Here is a 15,571-nt window from a genome sequence, read left to right on the forward strand (position 1 = left end):
GACGGCCGCCCGCCCAAGGAGATGCAGGTGAGTTCATCCACATTGAAGCAGCCGGCCGCGATGCGCCCGCGCCAGCCGGGCCCGGCACCGCGCTCCCGGGCGCTGCGCCGGGCCGGCCTGGGGCTGGTCGTGCCCATATTGATACTGATCATATGGCAGCTGGTGGGGCAGTCCGACGCCATGGCCGGCGTGGTGCCCACGCCCGTGCAGGTGGCGCGCGCCTGGTATGCCTGGATATTCGGCAATCCCGGCATGGGCCTGAACCCCTACCAAGGGACCTGGCTGGCCAACGTGCAGTACTCGTCGCTGCGCGTGGCGCAGGGCTTCGCCCTGGCCATGGCGCTGGGCATTCCCCTGGGGCTGGCCATCGGCTGGAGCCGGCTGACCGCGCAGCTGATGGATCCGCTGATCCAGGGGCTGCGGCCGATTCCCATCACCGCGTGGCTGCCCTTTTCGATCGCCCTGTTCGGCATCCGCGACATGGGATCGATTTTCCTGATCTTCCTGGGCGGCTTTTACGCCATCGTGGTCAATACCACGCAGGGCGCGCGCGACGTCGATCGCAACCTGGTGCGCGCGGCCAGCATGATGGGCGCCTCGTCGGCCCAGCTGCTGCGCCGCGTGGTGCTGCCGGCCGCGATGCCGTCGATATTCACCGGCCTGCGCATCGGACTGGGAATTTCCTGGACCGCGGTGATCGTGTCCGAAATGGTGGCGGTCAAGTCGGGCCTGGGGTACGTGCTGTGGGACGCCTATTACGTGGGCCGTATGGACATCGTGCTGGCCGACATGGTGTCCATCGGCCTGATGGGCTTCCTGAGCGACCGCCTGATCGTCGCCATCGAGTATCGCGTCCTGGCGTGGCGCATCCTGCAGAATCATTGAGGCCCGCATGTCGCACATCTCGATTTCGCAACTCAGCAAGACCTACCCGGGCGCCACGCCGGTGCAGGCCCTGGACGGCATCGACCTGCAGGTGGCCCAGGGGGAATTCATCGCGCTGCTCGGGCCTTCCGGCTGCGGCAAGTCCACGCTGCTGAACCTGGTGGCGGGTTTCGAGGCGCCGACCGCCGGCCGCCTGCAAGTGGGTGGCAGCGACATCGAGCGGCCCGGCCCGGAACGCGGCGTGGTGTTCCAGGAAGCCGCGCTGTTTCCGTGGCTGAACGTCTGGGAAAACGTGGTGTTCGGCCCGAAGATCGCCGGCCAGCCGAAAAGCGAGTACGCCGCGCGCGCCGACGAGATGCTGGAAATTACCGGCCTGTCGGCGTTCAAGCAGCATCTGCCGGTGCAGCTGTCGGGCGGCATGCGCCAGCGCGTGGGCATTGCCCGGGTGCTGACACTGGGCTCGAAGGTGCTGCTGATGGATGAGCCCTTCGGCGCGCTGGATGCGCAGACCCGCCTGACCATGCAGGAGCTGCTGCTGTCGGTATGGCAGAACCTGCGCACGACCGTCGTGTTCGTCACGCACGACATCGACGAAGCCATTCTGCTGGCCGACACCATCTATGTCATGTCGGCGCGCCCCGGGCGCATCGCCACCCGCATCCCGGTGCCCATCGAGCGGCCGCGTTCGCTGGACCTGATTACCGGCGAAGTGTTCAACACCTTGAAACGCGACATTCTCAAACAGATGCGGCATTGACCCGCCCGGAGCCCGCCATGTCCAACCCCCGCATTCCGCATGCCTTCCCCGATGACCGCGCGCCATGCGCGGCGCCCGACGGCGGCCGCATCATGGTGCACCTGGTCGTCAACGTCGAAAACTGGCGCTTCGACCAGGCCATGCCGCGCAGCATCATCACGCCGCCGCACGGCAAGGAAACCGTGCCCGACGTGCCGAATTTCAGCTGGGCCGACTACGGCATGCGCGCCGGCCTGGCGCGCATGCTGCAGGCCATCTCGGACCGCGGACTGCCGGCCTCGACCAGCTGCAACGCCAGCGTCATCGATGCCTATCCCCGCGCCGCCGAGGCCATGCTGAAGGCCGGCTGGGAATTCATCGGACACGGCATGCACCAGCAGTCGCTCGACGCGGGTTCGGGCGAGCGCGAACTGATCATGCAGTGCCTGGAAAAACTGCGCGCCTTCACCGGCGCCCTGCCGCGCGGCTGGCTCAGCCCCGGCCTGCGGGAAACCGCCGACACCCCGGACCTGCTTGCCGCCGCCGGAGTCGAATACGTGTGCGACTGGGTGATCGACGACCTGCCCAACTGGATGCGCGTCAAGCAGGGCAGCCTGATCCAGATGCCCTACAACCTGGAACTGAACGACTCGGTGATCTACGCGGTGGAAAAGCACTCGTCGCCGGAGTTCCTGCTGCGCCTGCAACGCACCCTGGAACTGTTCGAACGCGAAGCGCGCCGCTGGCCGCGCGTGCTGGCGCTGGGCCTGCACCCGCACCTGATGGGCGTGCCCCATCGTTTCGGCTACTTCGAGCAGATGCTGGACCTACTGACCGGGCACCCCGACGTCGTGTTCATGGCGGGCGGCCAGATCGCCGACTGGTTCAAGTCCCAGTACCCCGCCCCCGCCGCCTGAACCCGTCCGGCCCTGCGCGCCGGGGCCGGCAAGGAGAAACAACCATGCCTGTTGCGTCGACCGACGATGGCGTCAAGCTGCATTATGAAAGCGTGGGCGCCGGAACGCCGGTGGTGTTCGTGCACGAATTCGCCGGCGACCACCGCAGCTGGGAGCCGCAGCTGCGCGCCTGCGCGCGGCGCCACCAATGCGTGGTCTACGCGGCGCGTGGCTACCCGCCATCCGATGTGCCCGCGGATGCGGCCGCGTACTCGCAGGCGCGCGCCGTGCGCGACCTGGCCGCGGTCATGGACGCCGCGCGCCTGGACAGCGCACATATCGTGGGCTTGTCGATGGGCGGCTTCAATGCCCTGCACTTCGGGCTGGCGCATCCCGCCCGCGCGCGCTCGCTGACGATAGCCGGCGCCGGCTACGGCGCCCTGGCCGCCGACCGGCCGGCATTCCAGGAAGTTTCGCGCGCCGCCGCCGGTCAGTTCGAACAATTGGGCAGCGCCGTCTACGGCCCCATCTACGCCGAAAGCGCCGCCCGCGTGCAATACCAGAACAAGGATCCGCGTGGCTGGCGGGAATTCGCCGCCGCGCTGGCGGCGCACGATGCCCGCGGCTCGGCGCTGACGCTGCGCGGCGTGCAGGCCGAACGGCCGGCCCTGGACACCATGGCCGACGCCTTGCGCGCCATGCGGGTGCCGGCGCTGATCATCGCCGGAGACGAAGACGACCACAGCCTGATGGCGTCGCTGTTCCTGAAGCGCGCCTTGCCGGCCAGCGGCCTGCTGGTGCTGCCCAAGACCGGGCACACCATCAACCTGGAAGAACCGGATGCGTTCAACCGCGCGGTGCTCGATTTCATTGCCCAGGTCGAGGCCGGCCGCTGGCCGCCGCGCGATGCCCGCGCGAGCGGCGAGGCCCTGAAGGTCAGCTAGCCGCCGCCGCGGCCTCGGCCTCTTTCTGCCGGGCTCTTTCCTGGGCCGCCAGCACCTCGTCGGCGGGCAGCGACTCGAATACCGCGATCGATTCCACGTGGCCGGTGTGCGGGAACATGTTGATCACCCCCGCGCTCTTGAGCACATAGCCGCCTTCGTGAACCATGATGGCGGCGTCGCGCGCCAGGGTGGCCGGATTACAGGACACGTACACGATGCGGCGCGGCCGCTCGGCGGGGCCCAGCAGCGCCAGTGCCTGCGCGACCGCCTGCGCGCCTTCGCGCGGCGGGTCGATCAGCATGCGGTCGAAGTAGCCCAGGCCGCGCAGCCACTCGATATCGACTTCGAACAGGTTCAGCGTCGCGAAGCGGGTGCGATCGGCCAGGCCATGGCGTTCGGCCGCGGCCAGGGCGCGGTCGGTAAGGGCCTTGCTGCCCTCGACGCCCACCGCTTCGCGGCCGCGCGTGGCCAGCGGCAGAGTGAAGTTGCCCAGCCCGCAGAACAGGTCTGCCACGCGGTCTTCGGGCTGCACGTCGAGCAGCATCAGCGCGCGCGACACCATCGCCCGGTTGATGGCATGGTTGACCTGGGTGAAATCGGTGGGCCGGTACGGCATGCTGAGGCCGAACTCGGGCATGGTGTACGACAGCGTATCGGCGTGCGCGGGTTCGAGCGGATGCACGGTGTCGGGCCCCTTGGGCTGCAGCCACCATTGCACGCCGTGCTGGGCGGCGAACTGCCGCAGCACGGCCAGGTCGCCGTCGGTCAGGGGCTCGAGATGGCGCAGCACCAGCACGGTGACCCGGTCGCCCAGCGCCACTTCGATCTGCGGCATGCGATCGGGCGCCGACATTGCCGCAATCATGGCGCGCAGAGGCATCAGCATGCCGCTGACATGCGGCGGCAGCACATGGCATTCGCGCATGTCGGCCACGTAGCTGCTCTTGCGTTCATGGAACCCCACCAGCACGCCGCCTTTCTTGGGCACCACCCGCACCGACAGGCGCGCCCGGTAGCGGTAGCCCCAGGTGGGGCCGTGCAGGGGCGGCAGGATGCGCTGGGGCCGCAGCTTGCCGACATGCCAGAAGGTGTCTTCCAGCGCCCGCTGCTTGATGGCCACCTGCGCGGTGGGTTCCAGGTGCTGCATGGCACAGCCGCCGCACACGCCGAAATGCGGGCAGCGCGGCGCCACCCGCAGGGCCGACGGCCGCAGGATCTCTTCCACGCGGGCGATTTCATACGAGGGCTTGCGCCGCACCGTCTGCGCGGTTACGCGCTCGGTGGGCAGCGCTCCCTCGACGAACACCACCTTGCCGTCGCGGCGGGCGATTCCCCGGGCTTCGAGGTCCAGGGATTCGATATTCAGTACTTCGGCCATCTCTTGTGCAATCCAGGCTGATACAGGCAACCGGGCATTGTAAAAGAGGAAACCGGGGCGCGCCGCCGCCCGCCCCGGGGCCGTCCGCCTAGAACGACCGGGCCACCGAGAACACCGCCCCCAGCCGCCCTGACGGATGGCCGTTCTTGGTGGGCAGCCAGTTGTCCGCGCTGGCGCCCACGGCGGCCAGGCCCAGCACCCAGCCGTTCAGGTCTTTGGTGACGCCCAGCTTGTAGTCCACATAATGGCCCAGCGAATCGCCGTCCATGTCGGTCTGCTGTTTCAGCTTCTGGTAGCCCAGGTGCGCCACCAGCCCCCAGCCGTCGCCCAGGTCGAAATTGGCGGTGCCGTCGAGATACCAGGTGCCTTTGCTGTCCGGGGTGCTGAAGAAGTCGCTGGGCGTGTACGAGTACTTCAGGGAATAGTTTTCATAGCTCAGGCCCACGTACAGGTCGGTGTTGTTGTAATTGCCGCCCTTGGGCGAAGACGAGCCGGGATAGTAGTAGTACAGCGCGCCCACATCCAGGCCCAGGCCATGCCCCAGGTCGCCCTTCCAGCCGCCGTAGAAATCCATTTCCAGGTTGCCTTCCGGAAAGACGAAATCGGAAACGTTGGAGTTCCAGTTACCCAGGTAGAAGCCCGAACTGTGCGCCAGGTCGAAGCCCAGTTGCACGGCCGGCCGGAAATTGGTCTGGGAATAACCGCGGAACCGGTAGTCGCTGACGATGGCGGCATTGCCGCTGAGCGAGAATCCCGCCCCCAGGTCGGTGGGCTCGGCGTGGGCAATGGCGGTGAAGCCGGCGCATAGCGCCAGGGGCAAGGCAAGCAGCGTGCGTTTCATGGTGCGGATCCTGTGCATAGGAAGCAGGCGCCGGCAGGGCTGCCGGCGCGGGCGGCCGGGTTTCTTTTCAGAAAAATGACAGCGGCCCGTCCTGCCTCAAGCACCTTTCGTGCCAACCCGGCCGGCCCGGCGCGGCCCCGGCGGCGGGCCGCGGGCCGCACCATCGCGGTGCCGGATGCGCATGCCGCCGCACAGTTTCGGCGCGGCGGGCCCCATGCCTGCGCCCCGGCGGGCCTGGTCCGCGGCAAAAAAAAGCGCGGCATGCAGCCGCGCGGCGTCGTGTCTGTTCGTCAGGAGTCCGCTATTGCCAAGTGTCCGGCTCCCGTCAGGGTGCCAGACACCGCACGGCTGAAACAGCTGCCGCGCACAGCGGTGTCAGGCTCTTGCGGAGCCTGACACCTTTCCTGGGGACACCCTCTCAGGGGATCAGTTGGCCGGAGCAGTCTGTGCCGCCTCGGGAGCCGCCTTGCCGGCGTGGCGGGCCTGCATCTTGGCAACGCGTTCCTTCATGCGGGCCTGGCGCGCCTTGACCAGCTCGGCAACCTGCTGGCGCTGGCTGTCGTTCAGAGTATCCCAGGCGGCCAGCCATTTGCCGCGCACTTGCTCGGCCTGCTCGCGGAACTGGCCGCGGCCTTCGTCTTCGCGGGCCGCCAGAGCGCGCGGATCGAGCTTGCCGCTTTCCAGCTGGCTATCGAGCAGCTGGTGCCGCTTGGCGCCGGCGTCGCGCATGGATTTGTGCAGTTCGCCCTGCGCCTGCTTTGCCGCATCGAAGGCCGCCTGCTGCTTGGCATCGAGCTTGAGCGATTCGACTTGCTTCTTGGACAGCGGACCCACGCCCGGGATCATGAAGCCATCGCGCATTTTCATGCCCATGTGATGGCGGCCATGCTTGCCGTCGTAGTGCCGGCCCTGTTCGTGGCGCACGGAATCGGCATCGGGCGCGGCCAGGGCGGTGCCGGACAGGCCGGCGGCGGCCACCACAAAACCCAGGGCAGCAAGGGAAGAACGGATCGCGTATCGGGACATAGTGGTCTCCTGAAAAAGTGAACGCGAGACCATTGTGGGCCGGGGCCCGTTACGAGTGGATTTCTTGGGCGCGTGCGATATTTCAGTCGGTTGCAGCGCCGCGCGGGCCGTTCAGTCCGCGTCCCAGGCCGCCAGGTAAGCGCGCCAGTGGGCGCCCTCGCTGGCGGACAGCGTGTCGCGCACCAGGTCGATTTCGGCCTGGTAGGCAGCCGCGTCGAGCTCGCCGCGCAGAAAGCGGAAGCGGCAATACACCAGCCAGGTGTTGACCACATCGGTTTCGCAGTAGGCGCGCACCTCGTCGGCCTTGCCCTGCTGCCAGGCCGGCCATACCTGCCCGCCGTCCATGCCCAGCTTGCCGGGAAAGCCGCAAAGCTTGGCCAGTTCGTCCAGCGGCGCATTGGCGCGGCCGTTGTACTTGGCCAGCAGGTCCATCAGGTCGATGTGGCGGTTGTGGTAGCGGCTGATGTAGTTGTTGAACTTGAATTCGCGGTCGTCGTCGCCGGTGTCCCAGTAGCGCGGGGCCGGCACGCCGTGTATCAGGCTGCGGTAATGCAGCACCGGCAGGTCGAAGCCGGAGCCGTTCCAGCTGACCAGCCGCGGCGTATAGCGTTCGATGGTCTTGAAGAAGCCGCTGATCAGAGCGGCTTCCGGGTCGTCGGGCTGGCCCAGCGTCTTGACGCGGAAGCCCTGGTCATCGCGGAACACGCAACCGATCACCGCGATGCGCTGCAGGTGCAGCGGCAGGAAATCGTGCCCCACCGCCTCGCGGCGCGCCTGGAAGGCACGTTCGGCGACCTCGGCATCGGGCACGTCGGCGCCCCAGCCGTTGAGCTTGCGCAGCCCGTCTGTGTCGGGCAGCGTTTCCAGGTCGAAGACCAGGGTGGGCGTCATCGCGGCGGCAGGTACTGCAGCGGGTCGACCGGCGTGCCCTGGCGGCGGATCTCGAAGTGCAGGCGCGGCGAGGTGGTGTCGGTCTGGCCGACTTCGGCGATCTTGGCGCCGCGCTTGACGGTCTGGCCGGTTTTGACCAGCAGCGTCCGGTTGTGCGCGTAGGCGGTGATGAAGCCGTTCTGGTGGTTGATGATGATGAGGTTGCCCAGGCCGCGCACGCCGTTGCCGCTGTACATGACCTTGCCGTCGGCGGCCGCGGCGACCGGATCGCCCAGGGCGCCGCCGATGTCGATGCCCTTGGTGCTGCTGTTGAAGGTTTGCATGACCGGGCCGCTGGACGGCCAGCCCCAGCTGATCAGGCTGGCATCGGAGGCGCGCGGCGGCGTGGGCACCGGCGCGGGCCTTTCGGCGGGCGGCGTGGTGGCCGGCGGGGTTTCAGGCTCGCCCAGCGGAATGGGCTTGGGTTCGGCGCTGGGCGCCGGCGACGGGGTGGCGGCCGACGCGGCGGCGCCGCTGCCCGACAGCTTCAGCACCTGGCCCACGGCCAGCTGGGTGGGATCGGTGATGTTGTTCCAGCGTTTGATCTCGTTGACATCGACGTTGTTGTTGCGGGCGATCTGGTACAGCGTATCGCCGGGCTTGACCACGTACGTGCCGCCAGGCTGCGCGGCAGCCGGCTGGTTGGACAGGTCGACGACGGGGGCGCGGTTCTTGGTGAACGAACACCCGGCCAGCAGTGCCAGGCCGAACATGCCGGCCAGCCAGGCGGCTCGCGGCAAGCGTGCGGCACGCGCCGCGGAAAACGAAAAGTCGGTCAGTGGCAACTGCCCGTTGAGCATGTGCTTCTCCTGGTTGCTCAAGATTGTATTCCTGCCCTCAGCGGTACGAAACGCACGGCTTCGAGCTCGGTGCGCTTCCAGTTCGAGGCGCCGGTGCGTTCAATGAGCACCAGCCTCTGGTTGGAGGCACCTTCCGGGGCGATCAGGCGTCCGCCCGGCGCCAGCTGGTCCAGCAGCGCTTGCGGAATGGCCAGACCGGCCGCAGCCACAACAATAGCATCGAACGGCGCCACGCCGGGCAGGCCCAGCATGCCGTCGCCGTGGATCAAGCGCACGCGGGTAGCCAGGCGCAAGGCGCGCAGATGGGCGCGCGCCAGTTCGAACAGGCCGCGGATGCGCTCGATGGCGTGGACTTCGCGCACGAACTGCGCCAGCACCGCGGCCTGGTAGCCGCACCCGGCGCCGACTTCGAGCACGCGCGTGGGGCTGCGGTCTTCGCAGGCCGCGGCGATCATGCGCGCCACCACCCATGGCTGCGAAATGGTCTGCGAATGGCCGATGGGCAGCGCGGCGTCTTCGTAGGCGCGGCTGGCCAGCGCTTCGTCGACGAACAGGTGGCGCGGCACGGCGGCCATGGCGTTGAGCACGCGCTCGTCGGTAATGCCCTGCGTGCGCAGCCGCTGCACCATGGCCTGGCGCAGGCGGTCGGAATTCAGGCCCAGGTTGCCGCCCTGCCCGCCCGCGCCGCCGGCGGGCGCCGGCCGCGCCAGCGTGGGCGGCGAGATGCGCGTATTGCTGTTGGCGGCCGTGATGCCCGGCGCCAGGGCCGTCGAGCCGTAGTGCGGGCCGCGCGCGCCCGGCGGCTTGCCGGGGGGAGTCACAGGCTTGCGCATAGCGGCTCCGCCCAGTGCCGGACTTCGTCCAGCTGGCTGTGTTGGGTCAGGTCCAGCCGCAGCGGCGTGACCGATACCGCGCCCTGGGCCACGGCGTGGAAATCGGTGCCCGGCGCGGCGTCGGCGGCCAGGCCCACCGGCCCGATCCAGTAGACCGTGTCGCCATAGGGCGTGGTGGTGCGCACCACCGGCTCGGAAGGATGGCGCTTGCCCAGGCGCGTGACCTGCAGGCCGCCCAGGGCCTCGAACGGCCGGCTGGGGATATTGACGTTGAGCAGCACCGGCGCGGCCAGCCGCTGGGCGATCTGGCGCTCGACCACCTGGCGCGCCACGCGGGCGGCTGCCTCGATATGGGCCCAGCCCTTTTCGGCCAGCGAGAACGCGATGGCCGGGATGCCGAACAGATAGCCTTCGGCGGCGGCCGCCACAGTGCCCGAATACAGCGTGTCGTCGCCCATGTTGGCGCCGTTGTTGATGCCCGAGACGACCAGGTCGGGGCGCGTGTCCATCAGGCCGGTCAGGGCCACGTGCACGCAGTCGGAGGGCGTGCCATTGACGCACACGAATCCGTTGGCCGCGGTACGCACGGTAAGCGGCCGGTTCAGGGTCAGGGAATTCGAGGCGCCGCTGTGGTTGGTTTCAGGCGCCACGACGGTAAGTTCGCCCAACCCCTGCAGGGCCTGCACCAGCGCCTCGAGGCCCGGGGCGGTGTAGCCGTCGTCGTTAGAAACCAGAATTCGCATTGTGCATCCAGAAGAAAGCGCGCTCGATGAAACGCGACCGATTGTACCGCCGGAACCTTGCCGGCTTGCATGACAGCGGCAGCTGCCGCGCTCTGCGGTTCTCATGGATAACCCGCAGACGCCGCCCCGGGCCGCGCGGTAGAATCCGCAGCCACGATCCCTTACACAATGGACGCTTCCCATGGTGCAGACCGCCCCTTCGCTTTTCCTCAGCGCCGCGCTCATCGCGCTGGCCTACCTGATCGGGTCGATTCCCTTCGCGGTGGTGGTCAGCAAAGTCATGGGCCTGCAAGACCCGCGCAGCTACGGGTCGAAAAACCCCGGGGCCACCAATGTGCTGCGCACCGGCAACAAGGCGGCCGCCGCGCTGACCCTGCTGGGCGACGCCGCCAAGGGCTGGTTCGCCCTGTGGCTGGCCCAGCTGCTGGCGCCGGGCCTGTCCTGGACCGTGTTCGCCCTGGTGGCGCTGGCCGCGTTCCTGGGCCATCTGTACCCGGTGTTCCTGGGCTTCAAGGGCGGCAAGGGCGTGGCCACGGCGCTGGGCATCCTGCTGGCCGTTCATCCCGGGCTGGCGCTGGCCACGGTGGCCACCTGGGTCATCATTGCCGTATTTTCGCGCTATTCGTCGCTGGCGGCGCTGGTGGCGGCGTTCTTCGCGCCGGTGTATTACCTGTTCGGCTCGGGCGTGGCCTGGTATGCGCAGGCGCCGGTGGGCGTGGCGCTGGCCATCATCACCCTGCTGCTGTTCTACCGCCACCGCGCCAATATCGCGCGCCTGCTGGCCGGCACGGAAAGCCGCATCGGCGCCAAGAAGAAATAGCCGCCCGGCCCGGGGCCCGTCCACGCTAGGCCGGAGCGTCGGCACAGATATCGGCCAGGTCCCAGCGCGGCCTGACCGTGAAAGCATGCTGGCCGGCCTGCAGCGGCGCCAGCCCGGCCTTGACCCGCTCGGCGGCCGCGAACGCGATCATGGCGCCGTTGTCGGTGCACAACGCCAGGGGCGGGAAATAGGCGCGCGCGCGCAACGGCTTCAGGGCCTGCGCCAGCAACTCGCGCAGCAGCTGGTTGGCGCCCACGCCGCCAGCCACCACCAGCCGTTTCAGGCCGGTTTGCTTGAGCGCCCGCACGGCCTTGGCCACCAGCACTTCGACAATCGCCGCCTGGGTGGTGGCGGCCAGGTCGGCGCGCGCGCCTTCGTCCAGGCCGCCGGCGCGCTCGGCTTCTTTCACGCGCGTCAGCACCGCGGTTTTCAGGCCGCTGAAGCTGAAATCGAGGTCGCCGCTGTGCAGCATGGGCCGCGGCAGCGCGAAGCGGCGCGGGTCGCCGCTGGCCGCCAGGCGCGACAGCGCCGGCCCGCCCGGGTAGCCCAGGCCCATCAGCTTGGCGGATTTGTCGAAGGCCTCGCCGGCCGCGTCGTCGAGCGTTTCGCCCAGCAGGGCATAGCGCCCCACCCCGTCGACCCGCATCAATTGTGTATGGCCGCCCGACACCAGCAGCGCGACGAACGGGAAATCGGGGCGCGGGTCGTCGAGCAGCGGCGACAGCAGGTGGCCTTCGAGGTGATGGATGGGAATGGCCGGCAGCCCGCGCGACCAGGCGAAGGCCTGCGCCACGCTGGCGCCCACCAGCAGCGCGCCGGCCAGGCCCGGCCCGGCGGTGTAGGCCACGGCATCGACGTCCTGCAAGCCCAGGCCCGCCTCGGCCAGCACCTGGCGCGCCAGCGGCACAGCGCGGCGGATGTGGTCGCGCGAGGCGAGCTCGGGCACCACGCCGCCATATTCCTGGTGCATGGCGATCTGGGTATGCAGGGCGTGCGACAGCAGGCCGCGTTCGGTGCTGACGGCGGCCACGCCGGTTTCGTCGCACGAACTTTCGAAGCCAAGGATGATCATGGCGGGAAGTTTACATCTGGTGCGAAAATGGCGGCTTCATAACCACACACCGATCAACCACCGGGGACCTGAAAAATGCTGGAGAAGCTATTCAAATTGCGCGAACACGGTACGAACACCCGTACCGAGATCGTGGCCGGCCTGACGACCTTCCTGACGATGTCGTACATCATCTTCGTCAACCCGGACATCCTGTCCTCGACCGGCATGGACCGCAATGCCGTGTTCGTGGCCACCTGCCTGGCGGCGGCGCTGGGCTCGCTGATCATGGCGCTGGTGGCCAACTGGCCCATCGGCATGGCGCCGGGCATGGGGCTGAACGCCTTCTTCGCGTTCACGGTGGTCAAGACCATGGGCTACACCTGGGAACAGGCGCTGGGCGCGGTGTTCATCTCGGGCGTCATCTTCCTGCTGCTTACCGTGACCGGCGTGCGCGCCTGGCTGATCAAGGGCATTCCGCATTCGCTGCGCAGCGCCATCGCCGCCGGCATCGGGCTGTTCCTGGCCATCATCGCGCTGTCCAACGCGGGCATCGTGGTGCCGCACCCGGCCACCAAGGTCACCCTGGGCGACCTGCGCGGACATGCGCCGCTGTTCGCCATATTGGGCTTCTTCATCATCGCCTCGCTGGATGCGCTGCGCGTGCGCGGCGCCATCCTGATCGGCATACTGGCGGTCACGCTGCTGTCGATGGCGCTGGGCTACAACGAATTCCACGGCGTGTTCTCCAGCCCGCCCAGTCTGGCGCCCACCTTCCTGCAGCTGGACATCATGGGGGCCCTGCACGCCGGCTTCGTGCATGTCATTCTGGTGTTCGTGCTGGTCGAGGTGTTCGACGCCACCGGCACGCTGATGGGCATTGCCAAGCGCGCCGGGCTGGTGCCCGAAAACCGGCCCAACCGGCTGGGCCGCGCGCTGTTCGCCGACAGCACCGCCATCGTGGCCGGCTCGATGCTGGGCACCAGCAGCACCACGGCCTACGTCGAAAGCGCCTCGGGCGTGCAGGCCGGCGGCCGCACCGGCCTGACGGCCCTGGTGGTGGGCCTGCTGTTCCTGGCCGCGCTGTTCATTTCGCCGCTGGCCGGCTCGGTGCCCGCCTATGCCACCGCGCCCGCCCTGCTGTACGTGGCCGGCCTGATGATGCGCGAGCTGATCGACATCGACTGGAACGACGTTTCCGAAGCCACGCCGGCGGCCCTGACCGCGCTGGTCATGCCGTTTACCTATTCCATCGCCAACGGGCTGGCGTTCGGCTTCATCAGCTATGTCGTGCTGAAAACCTGCACCGGCCGCGGCCGCGAAGTGCACGCCGCGACCTGGCTGGTGGCGGCGCTGTTCGTGATCCGCTACGCGTTCTTCCCGGGCTGAGCCCGGCCGCGGACGGCCCCTGGCACGCCGCTTGCGGGCCATTGACCCAGGCTATCGACCCGATCGACCACAAGGTTGATCGGGCAACGGGTTGATTTCGCCGATACACTCTCCATGTATAGAACAGGCGCCCGTCGATCCGGGCGCCTTCTTGTCATGACCTGGAGACCCACCCCATGACCGAACTGGCCCGCGTGCCGTTTTCCGTGCTGGACCTGGCACCCATCGTGCAAGGCGGCGATGCCGCGGGCGCGTTCCGCAATACGGTCGACCTGGCCCAGCATGTCGAGCGCTGGGGCTACCGGCGCTTCTGGCTGGCCGAACACCACAACATCACCGGCGTGGCCAGCAGCGCCACCGCGGTGATCATCGGCCAGGTGGCGGCCCACACCCAGACCCTGCGCGTGGGGTCGGGCGGCATCATGCTGCCCAACCACGCCCCGCTTATCATCGCCGAACAGTTCGGCACGCTCGAAAGCCTGTTTCCCGGCCGCATCGACCTGGGCCTGGGCCGCGCGCCCGGCAGCGACGGCGCCACCCAGCAGGCCTTGCGGCGCGGCCCGCGCAGCGGCCTGGAATTCCCGGCGCTGCTCGACGAGCTGCGCGCCCTGCTGGCCCCGGCCCGGCCCGGCCAACCGGTACGCGCCATTCCGGGCGCCGGCCTGGACATCCCGATCTGGCTGCTGGGCTCGAGCGACTTCAGCGCCCGCCTGGCGGCCGAGCTGGGCCTGCCCTTCTCGTTCGCCGGCCATTTCTCGCCCGAAGGCATGGCCGCCATGCGGCTGTACCGGCACCTGTTCAAGCCATCGGCCGCGCTGCAGCGCCCCTATGCCATGATCGGCGTGCCGGTCATCGCCGCCGACACCGACGAGCAGGCGCAGTACCTGGCGACCACGCAGCAGCAGAAGTTCCTGTCGCTGATCCGCGGCAACCGCCTGCCGCTGCAACCGCCGGTCGACAGCATGGACGGCGTCTGGAACGAATGGGAGCGCCAGGCCGTGCAGCAGAAGCTGGCCGCCTCCATCGTGGGCGGACCCGATACGGTCAGACAAGGTTTGCAGGCACTGGTCGCACAGACCGAAGCCGACGAGGTCATGATTGTTTCGGACTTCTATCGCCACGCCGACCGCCTGCGGTCGTACGAAATACTTGCTTCACTGAAAAACGGCGCCGGCACGGCCACCCAGGCCGCCGCATAGCTGTACAGCCCGCCCTGCGGGGCGGGAAACCGCGCGGGCCCACCCCGCCCAACCGGCCGAACCGGCCATCGACGCCGCCCACCCGGCGGCAAGGAAGCCAAGCATGAGCAGCATTGTTGAACTGACCAAAGATTCCTTCCAGGAAGCCATCAAGCCCGACAACACCTTGATCGTCGATTTCTGGGCCCCGTGGTGCGGCCCCTGCCGCGGCTTCGCGCCCGTGTTCGAGCAGGCCGCCGAGCAGAACCCCGATGTCACCTTCGCCAAGGTGAACACCGACGTCGAGCAGGAACTGGCCGGCGCGCTGGGCATCCGCTCGATTCCCACGCTGATGGTGTTTCGCGAGCAAGTCCTGCTGTTTTCGCAGCCCGGCGCCCTGTCGGCCGGCCAACTGGACGAGCTGCTCGAGAAGATCAAGGCGGTGGACATGGCCAAGGTGCACCAGGAAATCGCCGCCGCGCAAGACGGCAGCGAAAAGTAGGCCGGCGCCGGGCGCGCTATGGAGCCGGCGGGTCCTGTACCTGCCAGCGGGCGCGCCCGCGCGTGATGTCGGCCACGGTGCCCGCCAGCCCTTGCAGCGCCTCGCGTGGAACGGCCAGCGTCAGCGCGACGCCGTCGCCGTCGAACGACTCGGCCTGCACCGATGCGCCCGCCTGGGCGGCGCGCGCCTTCAGTAGCGGCAGTTCGGCATAGTCGCAGCGGCAGTTCACCGCCACCGTCTCGATGATGGCCACGCGCGGCCCCAGGCGCAGGCATTGCGCGGCGCAGCCCCCATAGGCGCGCACCAGCCCACCGGCGCCCAGCTTGACGCCGCCGAACCAGCGCACCACCAGCACCCCCACCCGGTCCAACCCCTGTCCTTCGATGGCCTGCAGGATGGGGCGTCCGGCGGTGCCGCCCGGCTCTCCGTCGTCATTGAACCGATAGGCCTGGCCGATGCGGTAGGCCCAGCAATTGTGGGTGGCCGTCGGGTCGCCGTGCGCGGCGAAGAATGCCATCGCCTCGGCCACGCTGGCCACGGGCGCCGCATGGGCCTCGAAACGGCTTTTCTTGATGTCTTCGAAATAGGCGCAGGGCCCGCTGAGTGTGTCGCTCATACG

Annotated in this window: 17 protein-coding genes; 8 read left to right on the forward strand and 9 right to left on the reverse strand. The window is 68.6% G+C overall.

Features of this window, described 5'->3' with window-relative positions:
• Positions 1-27: 27 nt before the first annotated feature.
• The 4 genes from J2P76_RS13380 to J2P76_RS13395 are packed head-to-tail and all read left to right on the forward strand — an operon-like array spanning position 28 to position 3,461.
• A complete protein-coding gene (locus tag J2P76_RS13380) occupies positions 28-885 on the forward strand; it encodes an ABC transporter permease subunit (protein ID WP_207408190.1) in 858 nt (285 codons plus the stop codon).
• Positions 886-892: 7 nt separating this feature from the next.
• On the forward strand, positions 893-1,642 hold the full coding sequence (locus tag J2P76_RS13385) for an ABC transporter ATP-binding protein (protein WP_207408191.1): 750 nt from the start codon (positions 893-895) through the stop codon (positions 1,640-1,642).
• Between the two features lie 17 nt (positions 1,643-1,659).
• Positions 1,660-2,538, forward strand: coding sequence for a polysaccharide deacetylase family protein (locus tag J2P76_RS13390; RefSeq protein ID WP_207408192.1), 879 nt, complete (start codon positions 1,660-1,662; stop codon positions 2,536-2,538).
• A 44-nt stretch (positions 2,539-2,582) separates the two neighbouring features.
• On the forward strand, positions 2,583-3,461 hold the full coding sequence (locus tag J2P76_RS13395; protein WP_207408193.1) for an alpha/beta fold hydrolase: 879 nt from the start codon (positions 2,583-2,585) through the stop codon (positions 3,459-3,461).
• Here J2P76_RS13395 and rlmD read toward each other — a convergent pair.
• The 7 genes from rlmD to surE form a co-directional block, all read right to left on the reverse strand.
• Positions 3,454-4,839: a 23S rRNA (uracil(1939)-C(5))-methyltransferase RlmD gene (gene rlmD, locus J2P76_RS13400; protein WP_207408194.1), complete on the reverse strand. Its 1,386-nt coding sequence runs from the start codon at positions 4,837-4,839 to the stop codon at positions 3,454-3,456. The two genes, J2P76_RS13395 and rlmD, sit on opposite strands and share 8 nt — an antisense overlap.
• Before the next feature lie 88 nt (positions 4,840-4,927).
• On the reverse strand, positions 4,928-5,680 hold the full coding sequence (locus J2P76_RS13405) for a TorF family putative porin (protein ID WP_207408195.1): 753 nt from the start codon (positions 5,678-5,680) through the stop codon (positions 4,928-4,930).
• Between the two features lie 426 nt (positions 5,681-6,106).
• Complete coding sequence (locus tag J2P76_RS13410) at positions 6,107-6,706, reverse strand: hypothetical protein (RefSeq protein ID WP_207408196.1); 600 nt, start codon at positions 6,704-6,706, stop codon at positions 6,107-6,109.
• A gap of 111 nt (positions 6,707-6,817) precedes the next feature.
• Positions 6,818-7,597, reverse strand: coding sequence for a 3'-5' exonuclease (locus tag J2P76_RS13415; RefSeq protein WP_207408197.1), 780 nt, complete (start codon positions 7,595-7,597; stop codon positions 6,818-6,820).
• Complete coding sequence (locus J2P76_RS13420) at positions 7,594-8,436, reverse strand: peptidoglycan DD-metalloendopeptidase family protein (protein WP_207409207.1); 843 nt, start codon at positions 8,434-8,436, stop codon at positions 7,594-7,596. The genes J2P76_RS13415 and J2P76_RS13420 overlap by 4 nt, the downstream gene beginning before the upstream one ends.
• Positions 8,437-8,453: 17 nt before the next feature.
• Positions 8,454-9,269, reverse strand: coding sequence for a protein-L-isoaspartate(D-aspartate) O-methyltransferase (locus tag J2P76_RS13425; RefSeq protein ID WP_207408198.1), 816 nt, complete (start codon positions 9,267-9,269; stop codon positions 8,454-8,456).
• Entirely contained in the window at positions 9,254-10,012 is a 759-nt protein-coding gene (surE, locus tag J2P76_RS13430; RefSeq protein ID WP_207408199.1) for a 5'/3'-nucleotidase SurE, read from the reverse strand. The genes J2P76_RS13425 and surE overlap by 16 nt, the downstream gene beginning before the upstream one ends.
• Positions 10,013-10,193: 181 nt before the next feature.
• Between surE and plsY the strand changes: the two genes are divergently transcribed.
• Positions 10,194-10,832, forward strand: coding sequence for a glycerol-3-phosphate 1-O-acyltransferase PlsY (gene plsY / locus J2P76_RS13435; protein WP_207408200.1), 639 nt, complete (start codon positions 10,194-10,196; stop codon positions 10,830-10,832).
• 25 nt (positions 10,833-10,857) lie between these two features.
• Here the strand turns inward: plsY and tsaD are convergent, their stop codons facing one another.
• Positions 10,858-11,904: a tRNA (adenosine(37)-N6)-threonylcarbamoyltransferase complex transferase subunit TsaD gene (gene tsaD / locus J2P76_RS13440; protein ID WP_207408201.1), complete on the reverse strand. Its 1,047-nt coding sequence runs from the start codon at positions 11,902-11,904 to the stop codon at positions 10,858-10,860.
• Between the two features lie 75 nt (positions 11,905-11,979).
• Here tsaD and J2P76_RS13445 point away from each other — a divergent pair, with 75 nt between their 5' ends.
• From J2P76_RS13445 to trxA, 3 genes are all read left to right on the forward strand, one after another.
• The gene (locus tag J2P76_RS13445) at positions 11,980-13,272 is read left to right on the forward strand and encodes an NCS2 family permease (protein ID WP_207408202.1); all 1,293 of its coding nucleotides are present in this window, start codon (positions 11,980-11,982) and stop codon (positions 13,270-13,272) included.
• Between the two features lie 176 nt (positions 13,273-13,448).
• A complete protein-coding gene (locus J2P76_RS13450) occupies positions 13,449-14,471 on the forward strand; it encodes an LLM class flavin-dependent oxidoreductase (RefSeq protein ID WP_207408203.1) in 1,023 nt (340 codons plus the stop codon).
• 103 nt (positions 14,472-14,574) lie between these two features.
• On the forward strand, positions 14,575-14,952 hold the full coding sequence (gene trxA / locus J2P76_RS13455; protein ID WP_207408204.1) for a thioredoxin: 378 nt from the start codon (positions 14,575-14,577) through the stop codon (positions 14,950-14,952).
• 16 nt (positions 14,953-14,968) lie between these two features.
• Here the strand turns inward: trxA and J2P76_RS13460 are convergent, their stop codons facing one another.
• Positions 14,969-15,568: an IMPACT family protein gene (locus J2P76_RS13460; RefSeq protein WP_207408205.1), complete on the reverse strand. Its 600-nt coding sequence runs from the start codon at positions 15,566-15,568 to the stop codon at positions 14,969-14,971.
• Positions 15,569-15,571: the final 3 nt, after the last annotated feature.

The sequence above is a fragment of the Bordetella petrii genome, assembly GCF_017356245.1.
In the GTDB taxonomy this organism is placed as follows: domain Bacteria; phylum Pseudomonadota; class Gammaproteobacteria; order Burkholderiales; family Burkholderiaceae_B; genus Bordetella_A; species Bordetella_A petrii_D.